At 32.4% G+C, this 19294-nt stretch carries 15 protein-coding genes; 6 read left to right on the top strand and 9 right to left on the bottom strand.

From position 1 onward, the window contains the following. Positions 1 to 4 precede the first annotated feature (4 nt). The 4 genes from KA894_RS08515 to KA894_RS08500 all read right to left on the bottom strand — a co-directional run bounded on the left by KA894_RS08515 (position 5) and on the right by KA894_RS08500 (position 5260). Positions 5 to 928 (bottom strand): ABC transporter permease, encoded by a 924-nt coding sequence (locus KA894_RS08515; RefSeq protein WP_096808272.1) that lies wholly within the window; start codon positions 926 to 928, stop codon positions 5 to 7. After that, positions 925 to 2091 (bottom strand): ABC transporter permease, encoded by a 1167-nt coding sequence (locus KA894_RS08510; protein ID WP_103373090.1) that lies wholly within the window; start codon positions 2089 to 2091, stop codon positions 925 to 927. Before KA894_RS08510 ends, KA894_RS08515 begins: the two co-directional genes overlap by 4 nt. A 19-nt stretch (positions 2092 to 2110) precedes the next feature. Further along, complete coding sequence (locus KA894_RS08505; RefSeq protein WP_119487954.1) at positions 2111 to 3607, bottom strand: DUF6583 family protein; 1497 nt, start codon at positions 3605 to 3607, stop codon at positions 2111 to 2113. 231 nt (positions 3608 to 3838) lie between these two features. After that, complete coding sequence (locus tag KA894_RS08500; RefSeq protein ID WP_096808269.1) at positions 3839 to 5260, bottom strand: MFS transporter; 1422 nt, start codon at positions 5258 to 5260, stop codon at positions 3839 to 3841. A 201-nt stretch (positions 5261 to 5461) separates the two neighbouring features. Between KA894_RS08500 and KA894_RS08495 the strand changes: the two genes are divergently transcribed. Next, on the top strand, positions 5462 to 6400 hold the full coding sequence (locus KA894_RS08495; protein ID WP_096808268.1) for a nucleoside hydrolase: 939 nt from the start codon (positions 5462 to 5464) through the stop codon (positions 6398 to 6400). 120 nt (positions 6401 to 6520) lie between these two features. Here KA894_RS08495 and KA894_RS08490 read toward each other — a convergent pair whose 3' ends face one another. Continuing rightward, complete coding sequence (locus KA894_RS08490) at positions 6521 to 7663, bottom strand: CapA family protein (RefSeq protein ID WP_182478036.1); 1143 nt, start codon at positions 7661 to 7663, stop codon at positions 6521 to 6523. A gap of 316 nt (positions 7664 to 7979) precedes the next feature. After that, positions 7980 to 8606 (bottom strand): nitroreductase family protein, encoded by a 627-nt coding sequence (locus KA894_RS08485; RefSeq protein WP_096808267.1) that lies wholly within the window; start codon positions 8604 to 8606, stop codon positions 7980 to 7982. A 393-nt stretch (positions 8607 to 8999) separates the two neighbouring features. Here KA894_RS08485 and KA894_RS08480 point away from each other — a divergent pair, with 393 nt between their 5' ends. Then, entirely contained in the window at positions 9000 to 11156 is a 2157-nt protein-coding gene (locus tag KA894_RS08480; RefSeq protein ID WP_115341853.1) for a bifunctional glycosyltransferase/CDP-glycerol:glycerophosphate glycerophosphotransferase, read from the top strand. Between the two features lie 86 nt (positions 11157 to 11242). Here the strand turns inward: KA894_RS08480 and KA894_RS08475 are convergent, their stop codons facing one another. Continuing rightward, positions 11243 to 12436 carry an FtsW/RodA/SpoVE family cell cycle protein gene (locus KA894_RS08475; RefSeq protein WP_115341851.1) on the bottom strand — a complete coding sequence of 398 codons (1194 nt, stop codon included), beginning with the start codon at positions 12434 to 12436 and terminating at the stop codon, positions 11243 to 11245. A 199-nt stretch (positions 12437 to 12635) separates the two neighbouring features. Here KA894_RS08475 and KA894_RS08470 point away from each other — a divergent pair, with 199 nt between their 5' ends. The 3 genes from KA894_RS08470 to KA894_RS08460 are packed head-to-tail and all read left to right on the top strand — an operon-like array spanning position 12636 to position 15195. Beyond that, on the top strand, positions 12636 to 13391 hold the full coding sequence (locus KA894_RS08470) for a metal ABC transporter ATP-binding protein (protein ID WP_115341850.1): 756 nt from the start codon (positions 12636 to 12638) through the stop codon (positions 13389 to 13391). Further along, positions 13369 to 14226 carry a metal ABC transporter permease gene (locus KA894_RS08465; RefSeq protein ID WP_115341849.1) on the top strand — a complete coding sequence of 286 codons (858 nt, stop codon included), beginning with the start codon at positions 13369 to 13371 and terminating at the stop codon, positions 14224 to 14226. The genes KA894_RS08470 and KA894_RS08465 overlap by 23 nt, the downstream gene beginning before the upstream one ends. Before the next feature lie 6 nt (positions 14227 to 14232). Then, positions 14233 to 15195, top strand: a complete 963-nt coding sequence (locus tag KA894_RS08460; protein WP_096808262.1) for a metal ABC transporter solute-binding protein, Zn/Mn family — start codon at positions 14233 to 14235, stop codon at positions 15193 to 15195. 84 nt (positions 15196 to 15279) lie between these two features. On the opposite strand, the gene betA is transcribed toward KA894_RS08460, so the two are convergent. After that, a complete protein-coding gene (gene betA, locus KA894_RS08455) occupies positions 15280 to 16962 on the bottom strand; it encodes a choline dehydrogenase (RefSeq protein WP_096808261.1) in 1683 nt (560 codons plus the stop codon). A gap of 55 nt (positions 16963 to 17017) precedes the next feature. Further along, complete coding sequence (gene betB / locus KA894_RS08450) at positions 17018 to 18511, bottom strand: betaine-aldehyde dehydrogenase (RefSeq protein WP_103372700.1); 1494 nt, start codon at positions 18509 to 18511, stop codon at positions 17018 to 17020. A gap of 205 nt (positions 18512 to 18716) precedes the next feature. Between betB and cudC the strand changes: the two genes are divergently transcribed. Beyond that, positions 18717 to 19268, top strand: a complete 552-nt coding sequence (gene cudC / locus KA894_RS08445) for a choline uptake/conversion transcriptional regulator CudC (RefSeq protein ID WP_096808259.1) — start codon at positions 18717 to 18719, stop codon at positions 19266 to 19268. Positions 19269 to 19294 lie beyond the last annotated feature (26 nt).

The following is a 19294-nucleotide window of genomic DNA, read 5'->3' as shown; positions in this document are numbered from 1 at the left end:
CCTCCTAAATCTGTATGACGATATAAATGAAACTTATGACAAGTCCATATATCAACGTCAAAAATAATCTATGACTCAATGTGTTTACTTTGAATAATAAGTAAGTAACCCCCGCTTCAAATAGCAAAATAATTAAAAATGATTTCGAATAAAATCCCCATGATAACGATTGGTTAAACAATATAGCGCTTATGACTAGTACCGCTAATAATAAAACTGTATGTGTAATAATATATGTAGCATACAATTTCAATTGACTGTATTGGTATATAAACAATCGGATGAGCGGACCATTTTGTTTTAACCTCTGATGTAACACAATTTGTATACTACTAACACACAACACGATCGCAAAAATAATACTTAATGAAATAGAAGTTTCTGAATGGTCTTTTACAAAATAATGTGCGATTTGAGATTGAGGTGTCTTTTTATTCAATGTATTATTTACTTTATTTAAAGTAACGTCATCACCTTTATACTCTAGATGACTTTTGATGATATTCGGAATTTGTTGTTCGTATAGTGACCTACTTATGATTTCTAATGTAATGTTACCAATAAAATCATCTCTTCCATATAATACAATAGTTTCTTTTAGATTATTTTCTTGTAGCCGCTGGCTAAAATTTTCAGGAATTTTCAAACTGACGGTTGCTTCTTTTCTATCTATATATTCATCTAAGTATGTTTCATCAGTTGGCACTTTAATTGTTGTAATAAATTCATTGCGTGTAATATTTTGGACTAATGCTTTAGAAACCGATGATTGATCCATATCTTGTATTGCCACTGGAATTTGAAGCGATTTATTCAATACTTTGTATACACTCCAAATCGATAATAAAGTGAACAATAAGACGCATAAAAACATTAAATGCTGTTTCCATTGTTTTTTTACAACTATGAAAAAATAGGGTTGAATCATAAACGATACCTCCCAACAACTATCCATATTAAGATGAGGATAGATAAAAGTATACTGCCATAAAAGGTGATTGACATATCCAAAATATAATTATTTAACACAATTTCTAGCATTTGGTTCGTCACAAAACTCAATGGCGAGGAATCAAATATTCCCAATATTGAATGTTTAAAATAAATCGTTGGTATCGTAAGACCAGATAGTACAAGGATTAATATGCTCAATATACTTTTTAATACATAGTTCATCCATTTAAAAGCAATCAAATCAATAATAGTTAACCAAATGATAATCATTAATACATAATAGATCAGCTGAATTATAATGGTTAACCAATTATAACTCTCAAATTGATTAGGTAATACTTTAAGCACCCATAAAACGCCGACAACTGCCCATAAGCTTGTATAAAATAGCGTAAATAAGCTTCGTATTAACGTTAATTTTTCAAAAGAAAAATGATACATGCACAATCTTGATCTCAATGCAGTCGTTTGATTCATTTTTAAAATTGTGAACAGCGACAAAGCTAAAATATAAATGGAAGCTAAGTAAGTAGTTACTACGTAATAACTTGCACTATCATATACATGGATTGGCTCATAATCAAAGGCACCAGTACGATTTAATCCTGTAAATAACAAGTCTGTCAACATCATTAATGTAGCTTCTTTATCTTTATGTGTTGCCAATGTTGTATATGTTAACCCTCCGCCCATCGATAACATTAACCTGTGATATACTGAGTCCGTTAACTGATTGATAACCAGGCTTTGGGTTGACTGTTTATCATATGTATATACTGAAATAGGTAAACTTCCATTTTTATAAAAAGCATGCGTCATGCCCTTTTCAAAAATATAATAACCTTCTAAATTTTTAGCTTCTAATTTTTTTTGGGCTTCCTTTTTATTATATTTTTTAATACTAATATCTTTTCCAAAGTTAGCGCCATCACCCAGTGACTGAAGGATAAGTTGTGTTTCAGGAGATTGATCTCTATCGACAACGCCAATTCTAAATTTTTCGTCACCTTGATTAAATTGCTGAACCACTAACAAAGTGGCAAGCAACCCTATAAGAATAAGCAATATATATAGTAGTAAATGCCATTTTTTCAATAAAAAAGAGTGGTAAATGCGAAACAATTGTAATGTTTTCATTTAACCACTCCCTTCTCAATTATTTTTCAAAGTCTTTAGCTAAATCTTTAACGATATCCTCTGCGTTTTTCGAAATTTCTTTCTGTAACTTTTCAAAATCACTATCAGACATACTATTTAAATCTTCAGCATCTGATTGGTCAAATTTAATATCATCTTTAAGCTTTGTTTCACCTTTAATATTAAATGTTACTGGTTCATATTCGATATCTGTAGTAAGTTTAAAATCTTGTTTTTGTGTATTATTCTTCACATCAGTTTCTAACTGATTGTTATATTCAAATTCAGTCGTTTGGTAATTCGCATCAACAACAACCTTGCCTTTATCTGTGCGTTTATCTCCATCTTGAGTTTCGTTATTTGTTAATTTAATTTCTGATTTCTTATAACTTTCGTCAGTGCCCACAGTATAACTATCTTTATATTTATCCTCGTCTTTTGTAGATTTACCTTTTAATGACAATTCAGTATCATCTGCAATAACCTTATAATCTACAACTAACTTATCATCATCAATTTGACTCTCACCTTCTAATTTCACTTCTTGGTTATTATTATCTTTAGCTGTGAGTTCACGTTTAAGAATTTGATTGTCTTCTTCCCAAATTACTGATTTAATACTCGGGAAATCATCTTTATCCGTATCTTTTACTTCTTGTAACGCATCATCCACACTATCTTCATAATCTTCAACTTTGAATTGATCTTCTGCAATTTTTTTAATGTCTTTATCTTTCTTAGCTTTTTCTAAAACTGATTTCAGAATGGATTTTGTCTCACTACGATTGATGTTTAATGTCACTTTATTAACATCTGTATCGTCACCATTTACATCAATTGTCTTTTTTTCTTTTTCAAAATGATCATCATCTAATTTATCTATAATAATATCTGTATATTTACTACTCAGTTCATCAATATCTTCTTGCGAAATTTGTGTGCCTGATAATAATGAATTCAAATTTAATGTATCATTTGTGATGACGCTATCACGATTTGTAGCACTTGATGTATCACCTGTTATTTTTTCATAAACACCAATGAGCTCATCATTTTTTGCTTTATACACATTATCAAATAACGGCGATGCATAATATTGGTTATCTTTATCTGCGGCCCATTGAAACTTCCCAATTTCATTGTCTGCAATCGTTGGATTTAACGCTAAAACTGATTTTTCTTTTTTAGGATCATGTCCCACTGTTAATCCTAATTCAGAAGCATCTGCAACGGATCGAGGAATACCTGATGACTCCAATAAACGTTTTGGCACATCTGCATTTGCTTTTAAATCAATTAAATATGACTCATCTTTCATTTTATCTTGAAATTCGAACTCATTTTCAAAACGATCCTTTGCGTATGTTTGAAATTGATTCGCTGTTTCTTTTTCACTTAATAAATATGTGTTCTTAGGTGTGTTTTTGGCAAAATAGTAAAAAGCAGCGCCCCCTATACCTGCAATTAATAATACCCCAATAACGACTACAATAATTATCTTTACTGACTTAGACATACCCTTCAGCCTCCCCTTAAGTTTTATTGTTTTTATAATACCACAAATGACTTAATAATAAATTATTTATTTGATTTTTCTTTTATTTTTTAAACTAACTTAAATTTTAATTTATAGTCATATTCACTTACTTCAATATACTATTACATTAAATAAATTGTGCGCCTTACATAAAAATATGAGGCTGGACATAACAATGTCTCAGCCTCATTCATTTATATGATATATTTTCTAATCGTTGTATGTTGGTCCTTGATATTCATGCTTAACTTCTTGCTCCCACCATAATGCGTCCTTTGGATTTTGAATGACGTCTTCAAAATCTTCTTGTGTTTCAACGTTTGGATATGATCCTCTTAGAGATTTATTTGATGTGGATTTAAACATAGTTAAGAAAATAATAAGTCCAACTACATTAATGAACATTAAATAATACGATGGTGCAATTTGTTGTCCGGTCGTTTCTACCAATGTAGAAAGTATAAATGGCGTTAAACCGCCAAAAATAGCAGCGCCGATATTATAAACAAGAGACAACGTACGTAATCTCACTTTAGTATGGAACATACTCGGTAATACTGAAGGCATAACGCCTTCAAATGTTGACATAAATAGTGCAATGATAAATAACCCAATCACCACGAACGGCAACATCGGTATACTCATTAACCAAAACGCGAGTACGGAGAATAAACTAAATCCAACTAAACCAAATATAATGGTACGCTTATTACCAATTTTATCACTGTACCAACCGAAGAAAAAAACAGCTGGTATCATAAGTAACATCGTAATCGTACTGAGTATAGAGCCCATCGTTCCACCTAAATTAATCGTTGCATTTAAGAAAGATGGCATATAAGATAACACCATATAATTAGCTACATTTAAGAAAGCCACACCTGTAAAGCAAACCACTACATCTTTCCAATAATATTTAAATATATCTAAATATGAATATTCTAATTCTTCTTGTTCTTCTAACGTAGACTCATATGCAGGACTTTCATCAAGTGATGAACGAAGGATAATACCCACAATACCTAATGGCGCTGCAATGATAAATGGAATTCTCCAACCCCATTCAGCCATTTGTTGATCGTTCAACAAGCTATACATCGTACCTGCTAATATGGCGGCTAAAATATTTCCAGCAAGTGTACCTACCTCAAGTCCACTGCCTAATTTGCCACGTGTTTTATCTGGCGAAGTCTCAGCAATATACGTCATTGCGCCTGCGTATTCCCCACCTGTTGAAAATGATTGAATCATTCGTACAACTAACAATAATATAGGCGCCCAAATACCAATTTGTTCTTGGGTCGGTAATAAACCAAGCATCAATGTTGAAGCTGCCATTAATAAAATAGTTGTCGATAAAACAATTTTCCGACCATATTTATCTCCTAAGTGACTAAAAAATATGCCACCGATAGGTCTTACAATAAATGCAAACGCAAATACAGCAAATGTTGAAACAATCTGCATTTCTTGTGGTAGATTACCAAAGAAATTTGCACTTATAATCACTGCTAATTGCGCGTATAGACCAAAATCAAACCATTCGATTGCATTACCAATCCCCGTAGCTACAACCCCTTTTTTAGCTTGACCTGAATCTATATGATTCACTTTTTCTTTTTTAAACTTCACAAAAATAACACCCCTTATTTACTTTCATAAATATAAAATAACCTATACATTAATTTATAAACACTTGAATGATGTATATTTAAAATTTCATTTTATATATTTAATCAATTTAATAATCTATGCGTTGATAAACAAAGATATGTATTTGATACTTATTTGGTATAATCATTTTAAATAATCAAAATTGGAGGACTAAATATTATGAAGAAGGTTTATTTCAATCATGATGGTGGCGTAGATGATTTAATTTCGCTTTTCTTATTAATACATATGGAGGATATCGATTTAATTGGTGTCAGCGCAATTGGTGCCGATAGTTATATCGAACCAGCTACAAGCGCTTCTCAAAAAATAGTGAATCGTTTTTCAAAAACGCCTATTCACATAGCAGCTTCGAAAGAACGTGGTAAGAACCCATTCCCTAAAGACTGGCGTATGCATGCCTTTTTTATGGATGCCCTACCTATTTTAAATGAACAAGTACCTCAACAATCTCAACTATTAGCGGATTCAGCTTACGAAGATATTATAGAAAAAGTGAACATGAGCAAAGAAAAAGTAACATTATTATTTACTGGCCCACTTACTGATTTAGCTAAAGCCATTACTGTGGATCCAAAAATTGTCCATAACATTGAACGTCTTGTTTGGATGGGTGGCACATTCTTAGAAAAAGGAAATGTTGAAGAACCAGAACATGATGGTACAGCTGAATGGAACGCGTTCTGGGATCCTGAAGCAGTTAAAACTGTTTTTGATACAGAAATGAAAATTGATATGGTCGCTTTAGAAAGCACGAATCAGGTCCCAATGACGTGGGATATCAGACAAATGTGGGCAAACGAACGTCATTATACAGGCGTAGATTTTTTAGGTGTAAGTTATGCAGCTGTTCCACCTCTCACACATTTCCAAACAAATTCTACTTATTTTTTATGGGATGTTTTGACTACCGCTTATGTAGGTAAACCAAACCTTGTAAAGCAATATGATGTTAAAGCCTCTGTTTATACGGAAGGTCCTAGTCAAGGTCGTACCTATATCGATGAACAAAACGGGCGGTTACTTTCTGTCGTGAACCATGTTGAACATAACGATTTCTTTAATTACATCACAAAGTTAGCTAAAAAAGTAAAATAAACAAGAAGAAACACAGTCAAAGATTGTAAACTGACTGTGTTTCTTCTTGTTTATTTTAAAATTATTTCTAATGTAACCATTTATACATTTGGCTTTAACATGACTTACTTTAGTAATTGTTTAGTAGCTCTGCTCAGTTAGAAATGCATCGTTAATGTTGTCTTGTGTAATTGTTTTTAAACGCTTTGTTGTTACCTCTCCCTTATCATTTTGATTTAAACCGTGTTTGCGTGCTAATGCATCATTATATTGATTTAATGAGTACATTTTAAAATTATGCCTGTCATCTTTATAGAATGACTGCTGCATTTCATAATGAGTCACAAGCGACTTCCATTTTACATTATTGATTTCTATGCCTTTAGGTGTTTTTTTAATATTAAACGCTATATTACCACCGAGTATATTATTTTCATCACCTGTTGATTGTCCATTCAAAAAATTTCCCAGAGAATAAGCAACTAAGGTTTTATGATTATTTTTACCCTTTATCCATTTTACAGGTTGAATTACATGCGGATGTGTTCCAATCACTACATCCACACCAGCATCAGCAAATATTTTGGCATATTTTTGTTGCATTTGGTTAGGTTGGTGTTTACCTTCGTTACCCCAATGTGCCGAAACAATCACTACATCACTTTGTTTTTTAGCTTTAGCCACATCTTGCTTAATTTGTTTTTCATCAAAATAATTAATATAATACGGTTGTTTAGGTTGGATATCATTCGTGCCATATGTATAACTTAATAAAGCAACATCTACCTTATTTTTATGTATCGTTTGAATTGTATTACGATTATTTTGTGAATCATACGTACCAAAATACGCTATGTCCTCAAATTTTTCCCAAAGGTTAATCTCATTTATAAGACCACTTGAACCTTGGTCTAATGTATGGTTATTAGACCCATTTACTAAATCAAAACCAGTGTTTGATATATCTCTTGCTATCGCCTCCGGTGTATTGAAACGCTTAAAACCAGATAATCCTTTACTGTCTCCGCCAATCGGAGATTCTTGATTAATAAAAGCAATATCCGCAGATTCAACATCGCTTTTAATGGGGCAGTACATCGGTTTAAAATCAAAGCTTCCATCAGCTTTTAATGCATCATTGTAAACTTCTGGATGAATTAAATTATCCCCTACTGCATAAAAAGAAATATTGTGATTTAAATGCTTTATATTAAGCACACAAAATATACTACCAACTATAAAAAGTAAAAATAATAAAGTAAGTAAAAACTTGTATTTCAGCACTTATAAAACAATCCTTTCTATTTAACATAATCTTAATTTTATATTTTTCACTATCAATTTAACCTATAAATACATATATAAACTTTTTATAACTTAATCAACTATAAAAACACCTCCGTATAAACTCATTTTAATATGAATACACGAAGGTGTTTTTGTATTTTTAGCCAAAAGGGAGCCCAATTTCGAAAATAGGAGATTTTTTATTTTACTCATAAATGTTTATATATCGCATGAAATCTAACTACCATTAACAAACAATGACCACTATTTATCTTAATTTACATTCATATTTATCAATTTAAATACATCCATTTTAAACGTATTTTGTAACCGTATCTGCCGATAATCTATAAGAATCATGCCCAGGATTTTTTGCTTTCCCAATCGCAACAATCATTACTGGTTCAAAACGCGTAGCGTCTAAACCAAAAGTCTCAGCAATTTGATCTTTTTCAAATCCGCCTATTGGATTCGTATCATAACCATGTGATCTTGCAACAAGCATCAATTGCATAGCTGCCAAACTACTATCTATTTTAATAATATCGTTCATTTCTGTACGGTTTAAACTTTGATATAACGGTAATATTTTCCCTAGCATTTCAATTTTTACATTTTCTGGCATATAGCCATTTAAAACTGCATTACTGTATATTTCTTCACCATACTCATAGTTTTTCATATCTCCTAATATAATAACCATAGCAGATGATGTGTCATTTTGACGTGTGTTAAATCGAACAAGTGGTCTTAATTTATCTTTGCCTTCTTCACTTTCGACAACTAAAAATCTCCAAGGTTGCATATTTACAGATGAAGGGGCTTTGGTTGCCTTTTGTATCATCTCTTCCATTTCTGTTTGAGGAATTTTTACATTTTCGTCAAATACTTTTACTGACTTTCTATTTAATACAATATCTTCAAAATCATTACTTTTCATTTTTATATCTCTCCTTAACTTTTTTCACAAAATCAAATTATACTCAATTTAATTAAATATACAAATCATTTGTTTAAGGTTTTATTTTTTATTTACTCAAAAATTTTTCTGATTAACGAACTCTATAAAGTCATCATTTTACATAAATGTTATAATTGAATTTGTTATAAAAACTAATTATCTATATATAATATATACATCACAAAATACGATCATAAAAAATCAATGGTTGATATTTTGAATATATCTTTATATTGTAGTAAAATAGGTAAATCCGCTTTGATTCTCAAATAGAATAATAATTAAATTATAAAATATCCTATTATTTAAGAATATGAACATTATATTTTACTTTAAATAATAAATAGAGATAATTGAAAAAGAGGTAAAGTAATGAAATCTATATCGGTCATTGTAACTTATTATAACTCAGAAGATTATATTGAAAATTGCTTGAATAGTCTAAAAAATCAAAGATTCCAAGATTTTGAATTAATATTAGTTAATGATGGCTCAACTGATAATTCAAAAAAAATTGCAAACGATACTATTAAAAATTGGGATCTTCCCATTAAAGTAATTGATTTAAAACAAAACTATGGTCACGCACATGCGAGAAATATTGCGCTACAAGAAGTAACGTCACCGTATTTTATATTTGTAGATTCGGATGATTATCTTGCGTCTTATGCGCTTGCATTTTATATGAAAAAATTAAACCAATATGATGCTTTAATCGCGCCTATCCATTCTTTCACTTTAGATGTTCCACAATACGTAGATCAAAACTTAGTGAAAGTAGAATATTTAAATACAAAATCAAAATCAAATCAATTTTTACGTAAGCATTCAGCATGTAATATTGTTTTCAAGACAGCAATCATGCGCGGCCACGACATTAAATTCAACGAAGATTTAAATATATTTATTGACTGGTCATTCATCTTAGAATTTATTAAATATGCTAATGGATTTGTAAGAGTCAGTAGGTTTCCTTTCTATATCAAAGGCGAAATTTACGACCCATTTGAAAAACCAACGTTATCTACACAAAGCTTTAACATTATTTTCAACGACTATGTATATAGTTTTTCTGATTCGGTGAAACGTGCACCATTAAAAGAAAATAAAAAATTCATCAAAAATAAAATGAAAAATTTATATAAGGATTCATTTGAACCTTCACTAAAGAAAACACCAGAAAGATATGAAGCTAATAGTGAGTTATTACCAAAAGTAACTAAACAATTAATGACTACTATTTTCAAAAGTGAAAAACCATTATTTATTTTAGAATCCTTAATGTTGATGTTTAACAAGAAAAAACCAGCATTTAAAATTAATAAGTTAAGAAAGAATGCACGCTTAGCTAAAAATGTTATTTTACGTCGTAAAAATAAAAATCGTTCATTGTATCTACTTACTGACAATGAAAATAAAGTCAAACCCAATACAATCGTGTTCGAAGCTTTCGGTGGTAAGAACTATAGTGATAGTCCAAAATATATCTATGAATATATGATGAAATACCACCCAAACTATGAATTTATTTGGGTGTTTAGCAAACCTAACCAAGTTTATTTACCTGGTCCTGCTACAAAAGTCAAAAAAGGCTCCAAAGCATATTACGAAGCTTATGCTAACGCTAAATACTGGGTGACGAACGCAAGATTACCATTATACTTAAATAAAAAAGCTAATCAAGTTTACATCCAAACTTGGCACGGAACACCGCTAAAACGTTTAGCTAACGATATGAAAGTTATCCGTATGCCTGGAACCACTACAGAGAATTACAAACGAAACTTCAAAGAAGAAACAAGTCGCTGGGATTACCTTATTTCGCCAAACGCGTACTCATCTAAAATATTTGAAACAGCTTTCTGGATGCCTCCAGAAAAAATACTTGAAATTGGATACCCTAGAAATGATGTATTAGTCAATCGCGCTAATGATCAAGATTATATTCAAGAAATCAAAGAAAATTTAAATCTACCTAAAGATAAAAAAGTCATTATGTATGCACCTACCTGGCGTGATGATGAATTTGTTAAAAAAGGTAAATATCTATTTGATTTAAAAATTGATTTAAGTAATTTGCAACAAAAAATTGGTGATGACTATGTCATTTTATTAAGAATGCACTATTTAATTGCTAATGCTTTAGACTTAAGAGGATTTGAAGATTTTGCAATTGATGTATCAGATTATAGCGATATCTCAGAATTATATTTAATCTCTGATTGTCTAATAACAGATTATTCTTCTGTTATGTTTGATTATGGCGTTCTCAAAAGACCTCAAATTTTCTTTGCTTATGACTTAGATAAATATGCTAAAGATTTAAGAGGATTCTACCTAGACTATCATAAAGATTTACCTGGCCCTATTTACCAAGACGCCTATCAATTAGCAGAAGATTTACAACGCTTAGATCAAATTGAAACAGATTATAAAGCAAAAATAAATCAATTCCATGATAATTTCTGTTCAATTGAAAACGGTAAAGCATCGAAAGCCATAGCTGATTTAATAACACATGACAAGTAAATCACAAAACATATAATAACGCCGGTCGCATTAATTCTTTGCGATCGGCGTTATTATATATTACAACATTCATAAATTTTGATTATTTAATAACCTTTATCAGAATTCATTTTATTTTCTTCATTTATCTTTTTCGTCACAGCAAGCAATGTACCAAATGCAATACTGACACTCAGCATCGAGGATCCACCATAACTTAACAATGGGAGCGTTACCCCTGTTAACGGAATTAAGCCTGATATACCTGCTAAATTAACAAACACTTGGATAAATAAGTAGCTCACAATCCCTACACATATTAATTTATAAAAATGATTACGTGTTTTATTCGCATATATAAGACCTTTAAATAAAATAAAACCGTAAATAATTAAAATAAATAATACGCCTATTAAACCAAGTTCTTCAGCAATTACTGTGAAAATAAAGTCTGTATGCGGTTCAGGCAAATACCCTAACTTAGCCACACCATTACCTAGCCCATTACCACTAAATCCCCCATTACCAATAGACATAAGGGCACTTGTCAACTGGTAACCATCGTCACTCTCATACTTAAAAGGGTTTATCATAACGTTAATCCGTTTTAATCTGTATGTATTTTCTGAATCTATCATTAAAGTATAAATCAAATAAAAAACCATAGGGATTAAAGTAAACCCCATAACTTGCAACTTAACTTTATTTGTTATACCTGAATAGATAAGTATACAAGCAATAATACCTACCGTTAATACAGTACCTCCCAAGTCGCCTTGAAGTAAAACTAATACTAAGCCAATACCCAGTAAAAATAAAGGCGCAAAGAGGTAACTTAATTTATGATGCTGTCGACTCGTTAAACGTTGATTAATGATATAAGAAAGATAAAAAATAGAAGTTAACTTTAAAAATTCTGAAGATTGAACACTAAAAAAGCCTAAGTTTATCCAATTTTTTGATCCATTAACTTCTTTACCAATTAACACAGTTAAACATAACAGCACCAACGTGCCAAATACAATCAACATTTGTACTTTAGTGTGCTTTAATATATTGATATTAATAAATAATGAAATAACAATGATTAAAATACCTAAAACTAAAAAAGTAAATTGTTTTTTCATAAAGTAATCGCTTGAAATCGCTTGGCCACCAGTTAACGCCCCTTTAGCTGCTGGCACCATGCTGGCACTGTATACCATAATAACACCTATAACCCCCAAAATAATAAAGCATATGATCAAACTTATATCTACGCCTTTTTTACTTTCATTTAGTTGTTTAAGCAAGTGCTTCAATTCAATCTCCCCTTAAAAATCTTTATAGTCCAGTTAATCAAATAATAACTCTTTTGACAATGGTTTATATATAATTATTTTATAATTCAAAAAAACAACAAAGCATGCTTTAAACATTTAAAAAAGGTAATGTAAATAATATTTTTAGGTTTACCTAATAATATTATTTTGTTACATTAGAATAGTTGGAGGGAACAAAATGTTAGAAACAAAAAATATTACAGTAACTTATAATAATACAATTGAAGCTTTAAAAGAGATTAGTTTAGAAGTCCCACCAGGTAATATTTATGGCATTATAGGACCCAATGGTGCAGGTAAATCAACGTTAATCAAAGCTATGTTAGATTTATTACCTCATTCTGGTTATACATTATATAATGATAAACCAATCAAAACACAACGTAAAAATTTATCTTACGTTGAGCAAAAAAGTAATATTGATACGACTTTCCCTATGAAAGTCATTGATTGTGTTATTTTAGGTATTTTCCCCACACTTAACCCTTTACAAAGACCGGGTAAACACGCAAAACAAAAAGCTGAAGAAGCTTTAAAAAAGGTTAATATGTATGATTACCGCAATAGACAAATCAGTGATTTATCAGGTGGACAATTTCAACGTATTTTAATTGCAAGAACAATTATCCAAGACGCTGACTTGGTCTTTTTGGATGAACCTTTCGTAGGTATCGATATTACAAGCGAAAATATTATCATTAAATTGTTAAAAGAAATGGCCAGACAAGGCAGAACAATATTAATCGTTCATCATGATTTATCTAAAGTGAATAAATATTTTGATGGGTTAATTCTGCTTAATAAATCGTTAATTGCTTATGGTGCTACTTCCGATGTATTTACTGGAGAGCATATTAAACGTGCATTTGGTTCGGAAATATTAGTGTCATCAGAACAAGGAGGTGCAGACAATGATTCAGCAATTCGTGAGTGATGTTATGGAATTTAGTTTCCTACAACGTGCACTCATTACTTCTATTATTATCGGTATCGTCTGTGGCGTCATCGGTTGCTTTATCGTACTCAGAGGGTTAGCACTTATGGGAGATGCTATTTCTCACGCAGTATTACCAGGTGTAGCCATTTCTTATATGTTAGGCGTCAATTTCTTTTATGGCGCTGCATTATTCGGTATTTTAGCTGCACTTGGTATCGGATTTGTAAATCAAAATAGTAATATTAAAAATGACTCTGCAATCGGCATTGTATTTTCATTCTTTTTAGCGTTAGGTGTATTACTCGTTACCAAGGCGCAATCTTCTATTGACTTAACGGAAATTCTTTTTGGTAACGTCTTAACCGTTAAAGGCGAAGATAGAACTTTAACAATGATTGTTGCAGCTATTGTACTCATTATTGTCATTGTCTTCTATAAAGAGCTTTTATTATCTACTTTTGACTCTACTATGGCTGCCGCTTCAGGTTTGCCTGTAAAATTTATACATTATACAATTATGATTTTATTAACATTAGTAACAGTAGCTTCATTACAAACAGTCGGTGTTATCTTGGTAGTTTCTCTACTAATCACGCCTGCAGCAACAGCTTATCTATTATCCAATAGATTATCCACGATGATATTTGTTTCTGCATTTATTGGGGCAATTTCTGCAGTTATCGGCTTATTCTTAAGCTTTTCTTACAATTTACCTTCTGGCGTGGTCATTGTATTAGTTATTACAACGATTTTTATAGTGACATTCTTTTTAGCACCTAAATCAGGTCTCTTATGGAAATCCATTAAAAGTAAACGATCGATTGCGAGGTGAAAACGAATGAAAAAATTAGTTCTACTCATACTCACTTTAATATTATCTGTTATTTTCGTAGGTTGTAGTAGAGAAGATGATATTACATTAAAGTCTAATCATCCCCCTACACAAACCGACAAAGATCAAATTGAAGTCATTACTAGTTTTTCTATGATTGAGGATATGACTAAGTCAATTGGTGGCAAACATGTAAAAGTCACAAATCTTGTGCCTATAGGTACTGATCCGCACGATTATGAGCCAAAACCAGACGACATGAAAGATATTGCACGCTCAGATTTAATTTTGTATAACGGGCTAAATTTAGAAGGCGGGGACAAAGGTTGGTTAGCTAAGGTTTTAGATACAACAGACTATCAAAAACGTAACGCTGTGGCCGTATCCAAAGATGTAAAACCTATGTATATTGGAGATGAGGATAATAAAGAAGTTAACCCACACGCTTTCATCGATCCTTATGTTGGAGAAAAAATGGTAAAGGCTATTACTTCCTCTTTAATACAAAAAAATCCTGAGCATGAAGCATATTTCAAAAAAAATGAGGCACGTTATTTAAAATCGCTACATGAGATTGAACGTGATTACGATAAAAAATTAAACAGCATCCCCAAGGATAATAAGGTATTCGTGACGAGTGAGCAGGCGTTCCAATATTTAACCTCACGCTATAATTTAAAAGAAGGTTATATTTGGGCCATAGATACAGAAGAAAATGGTTCTCCAGAACAAATTAAGAATTTAGTTCAATTTATTCACAGAAACAAACCTCCTGTACTATTTATCGAATCTAATGTAGATAAACGGCCTATGGAAACTGTTTCTACAGAGAGTAATGTTAAAATCTATCCTAAGCCAATCTACTCTGATGAAATTGGCAAAAAAGGCGAAGATGCAGATACTTATTTAAGTTATTTACGCTATAATTTAGAAGTGATATCCGATGGCCTAAATTCAAAAAATAAATAATTAGTATATATCTTAAGCCCTCATTAATTTATAATAAATTAATGAGGGCTTACGTTGTTTTACACCTTTATCTTAACGTGTTAATTATTTTATTGTGCCTGCATCTTTATCGTGTACACCATGACGATAGAAATCAAGATATTCTGGTTCTAATGGTTGTTTACCTCTAATGATATCTGCTGCTTTTTCAGCCATCATTAAGACAGGTGAATGAATATTACCATTAGTTGTTCGTGGCATCACTGAAGCATCTACAACACGTAAGTTTTCCATGCCATGAACTTTAAATGTTTCTGGGTCTACGACTGACATTTCATCAGATTTAGGCCCCATTCTACAACTACATGATGGATGTAATGCAGTTTCTCCATCACGTTTAACCCATTCTATAATTTCCTCATCTGTTTGTACTTCTGGTCCTGGTGAAATTTCTCCACCATTGAAAGGATCTAATGCTTTTTGCGATAAGATGTTTCTAGCTACTCTTATTGCTTCTACCCATTCACGCTTATCTTCTTCAGTTGATAAGTAGTTAAACACAAAGTCTGGTTTTTCAAATGGATCTTTAGATTTAATCTTGAGATGCCCACGAGAGTTAGAGTACATAGGTCCGACATGCACTTGATAACCATGAGCAGTTGGTGCTTTCGTACCATCGTATCTTACTGCAATTGGTAAGAAGTGGAACATTAAGTTTGGATAATCTACTTCGTCGTTTGAACGAACGAAACCGCCACCTTCAAAGTGGTTTGATGCAGCTGCACCTTTACGTCCCAGAATCCATTGCAATCCAATCAACGGCATTTTTAATTTATTTAAACTTGGTTGCATAGAAACTGGTTCTTTACATGCATGTTGCACATAAACTTCTAAATGGTCTTCAAAATTTTCACCTACACCTGGTAAATGCAAACGTGGTTCTACGCCAACTGAACGCAAGTGTTCTGAGTCACCAATACCAGACAATTGTAATAATTGAGGTGAGTTAATTGCACCACCTGATAAGATCACTTCTTTAGCGTTTACTGTATGCTCTTTTCCATTTTTCTTAAATGTAACGCCTGTTACTTTGTTCCCATCAAAATTTAATTTCGTAACGAATGCACGTGTTTGTACTTCTAAATTTTTACGTTTCATTGCAGGATGTAAATATGCTCTAGATGCAGACACGCGGCGTCCGTTATGTACTTGGCTGTCAAACGGTCCAAAACCTTCTTGACGGAAACCATTTACGTCTGGCGTTTTATTATACCCAGCTTCTACGCCAGCGTTAAAGAATGCTTGGAATAATGGGTTGGAAGCAGGTCCACGTCTCAATTTAATTGGACCATGGTGACCGCGGTACGGATCATCTTTAGTCGCACCAAATGTAGTTTCTAAACGTTTGAAGTATGGTAAACAATGTGCATAATCCCAACTTTCCATGCCTTCTGGTTTAGCCCATTTTTCATAGTCCATTGGATTACCTCTTTGATAAATCATACCGTTAATAGAACTTGATCCACCCAGTACTTTACCACGTGCGTGTCCTACTTTTCTACCATCCATATGTGGTTCTTCATTCGTTTCGTAAATCCAATCATAAAGTTTATTGCCTGCTGGGTACATCAACGCGGCTGGCATTTGTATTAACAAATCCCAAGGATAGTCACTACGACCCGCTTCAAGTACTAACACACTATTAGATGCATCTTCACTTAATCTGCCTCCTAATACGGAACCGGCACTGCCGCCACCAATAATGATATAATCGTATGATTTTTTCATCTTTAATATAGCCTCCTAATGCTTAAATATTATTTTAATTTATAATCGTCTTTTATTATGCTTTACCAAACCAATTGACTGGTTCTGGATTTGTATTACGAAGAATATGTTTCTCGACTTGATATTCAGCTAGTCCTTCTTTACCTAATTCTCTACCGATACCGGATTGCTTATAACCGCCCCATGGCGCTTGTGCAAAGTATGGATGGAAATCATTGATCCACACAGTTCCCATCTTCAATTGATTCACAACACGTTCAGCTTTACTAATATCTTGAGTGAATACGCCACCAGCTAAGCCATAAATAGAATCATTCGCGAGTTCAATCGCTTCTGCTTCTGTGTCAAAGCCTTCGATTGTTACAACAGGACCAAACACCTCTTCTTGGACGATACGCATTGATGTATCACAATCAGTAATTACAGTTGGTTCAAAGAAAAAACCAGCTTTTAAATCTTCACGCTCTGGTCGTTTACCACCGATAGCAATTGTAGCGTTTTCTGATTTAGCAACTTCCATATATTTTTCTATTTTTTCTCTGTGTTCAGCAGAGATAACGGGCCCCATTTCTGTTTCAGGGTTAAAACCGTCTCCTAATTTAATATTTTTAATTCTTTCAATTAACGCCGATTCAAATTGATTTTTGATATCGTTATGAACTATAATTCTCGCACCTGCCGAACACACTTGTCCTGCATGGAAAAATCCACCATTTAAAGCTTGATCAACTGCAAGTTCAAAATCAGCATCTTCAAAAATAACATTTGGATTTTTTCCACCTAATTCTAGTGCCACATTGGTCACATGATCTGCAGCTTGTTTCATTATATGTTTACCTGTTTTAATACCACCTGTGAATGATACTAAGTCTACATCTTTATGTGAAGATAATGGCTCTCCAACTTCAGAGCCTTTACCTAAAACTAAGTTAATTACGCCTTTAGGAAAACCGACTTCTTCCATTAATTCAAATACACGAATTGTCGTTAACGGCGTAATTTCACTTGGCTTCATTACTAGGGAACAACCAGTTGCAAGTGCTGGAGCAATTTTCCAAGATGCTTGTAGTAAAGGATAGTTCCAAGGTGTAATTTGAGTTACAACGCCTACTGGTTCTTTGATAACTTTACTCTCAGTATTTGGAATCGGAGAATCAATGATTTCTCCGCCATCTTTGTCTGCTAATCCTGCAAAATAGTTAAATACATTTGCGATGTCGTCCATATCTGCATAAGATTCTTCTAGTGTTTTACCTGTGTCTAATGTCTCAAGTCTTGCTAGCTCTTCACGATGTGTTTCAATTAATCCAGCAATAGCATTTACTTTTTTACCTCTATTTTCGCTTGTTTCTTGAGACCATGTACCCTCTTCAAAAGCGCGTCTTGCAGCTAAAATAGCACGTTCACTATCTTCTGCAGTGCCTTCTGCTACTTCAAAAATAACTTCTTGGTTATATGGGTTTATGATTTTTCTCGTTTCTTTACTTGAGCTGTCTACCCATTCTCCATCTATATATTGACGACGGGACAAATGATTTACAAGTTCCATTAAAATTACCTCCGTTAAGTTTGTTAAATTTTTATTTAACGAATTTTATGAACTTTATGTTATCATAGTAATTGAAAAAGTGTCAAACGAGTTTAAAAATGATAGGGGTTTATACATGCATCTTCTTTAAATGCTATGTACACTATAATCAATCCCTATTTATTTAATTATTGAACTCAACAAGTATTTGGACGGAGGTGGACAATTGGTACATTCGAATAATCCTGATTACCAACTAGAAGAAGCGAAAGATATTGTTATTAACGCTATTGGCGAAACAATGGACCTTTATGGCATAAACAGAAGTGTAGGGAACTTATTTGGGACAATGCTCTTTGAAGATAGCATGACACTTGATGAAATGAGAGAACAGTTACAAATGAGTAAACCAAGTATGAGTGCTGGTGTTAAACGACTTCAAGAATACGATATCGTCAAACAACAGTTTACACGCGGTAGCAGAAAACAACACTTTATCGCTGAAAAAGATTTCTTTAATTTTTTCAGAAATTTCTTTTCACGCAAGTGGCGTAGAGAAATTGTTATCAATTCAGAAGGCGTGCACGATGCAGTAGCAATTCTTGATAAAATTATTGATAATGATAAAGCAGATGAAGCTACAATAGCTGAAGCAAAAGAAGTTAAACAACAATTACTTGATACTTTGCCTTATTATGAATGGCTAGAGCAATTAAGTGATGCGTTAGAATCCGGAGAAATTTTCAAATATTTTCCAATGCCAGAAAGAAAAGAATAATTAAGTTTCCGGAGCGGTATAGCATT

The organism is Staphylococcus sp. GDY8P131P (assembly GCF_017891975.1).
In the GTDB taxonomy this organism is placed as follows: Bacteria; Bacillota; Bacilli; order Staphylococcales; family Staphylococcaceae; genus Staphylococcus; species Staphylococcus nepalensis.
The sequence above is the reverse complement of the archived record's forward strand: the minus strand, read 5'-3'. Positions and strand labels throughout refer to the sequence as shown.

What these genes read in the sequence shown, in the direction of transcription:
- betA (WP_096808261.1), bottom strand. Translation starts at nt 16,962, where the DNA reads ATGAAAAAATCATACGATTATATCATTATTGGTGGCGGCAGTGCCGGT.
- KA894_RS08465 (WP_115341849.1), top strand. Translation starts at nt 13,369, where the DNA reads ATGATTCAGCAATTCGTGAGTGATGTTATGGAATTTAGTTTCCTACAA.
- betB (WP_103372700.1), bottom strand. Translation starts at nt 18,511, where the DNA reads ATGGAACTTGTAAATCATTTGTCCCGTCGTCAATATATAGATGGAGAA.
- KA894_RS08510 (WP_103373090.1), bottom strand. Translation starts at nt 2,091, where the DNA reads ATGAAAACATTACAATTGTTTCGCATTTACCACTCTTTTTTATTGAAA.
- KA894_RS08480 (WP_115341853.1), top strand. Translation starts at nt 9,000, where the DNA reads ATGAAATCTATATCGGTCATTGTAACTTATTATAACTCAGAAGATTAT.
- KA894_RS08515 (WP_096808272.1), bottom strand. Translation starts at nt 928, where the DNA reads ATGATTCAACCCTATTTTTTCATAGTTGTAAAAAAACAATGGAAACAG.
- KA894_RS08485 (WP_096808267.1), bottom strand. Translation starts at nt 8,606, where the DNA reads ATGAAAAGTAATGATTTTGAAGATATTGTATTAAATAGAAAGTCAGTA.
- KA894_RS08505 (WP_119487954.1), bottom strand. Translation starts at nt 3,607, where the DNA reads ATGTCTAAGTCAGTAAAGATAATTATTGTAGTCGTTATTGGGGTATTA.
- KA894_RS08470 (WP_115341850.1), top strand. Translation starts at nt 12,636, where the DNA reads ATGTTAGAAACAAAAAATATTACAGTAACTTATAATAATACAATTGAA.
- KA894_RS08495 (WP_096808268.1), top strand. Translation starts at nt 5,462, where the DNA reads ATGAAGAAGGTTTATTTCAATCATGATGGTGGCGTAGATGATTTAATT.
- KA894_RS08460 (WP_096808262.1), top strand. Translation starts at nt 14,233, where the DNA reads ATGAAAAAATTAGTTCTACTCATACTCACTTTAATATTATCTGTTATT.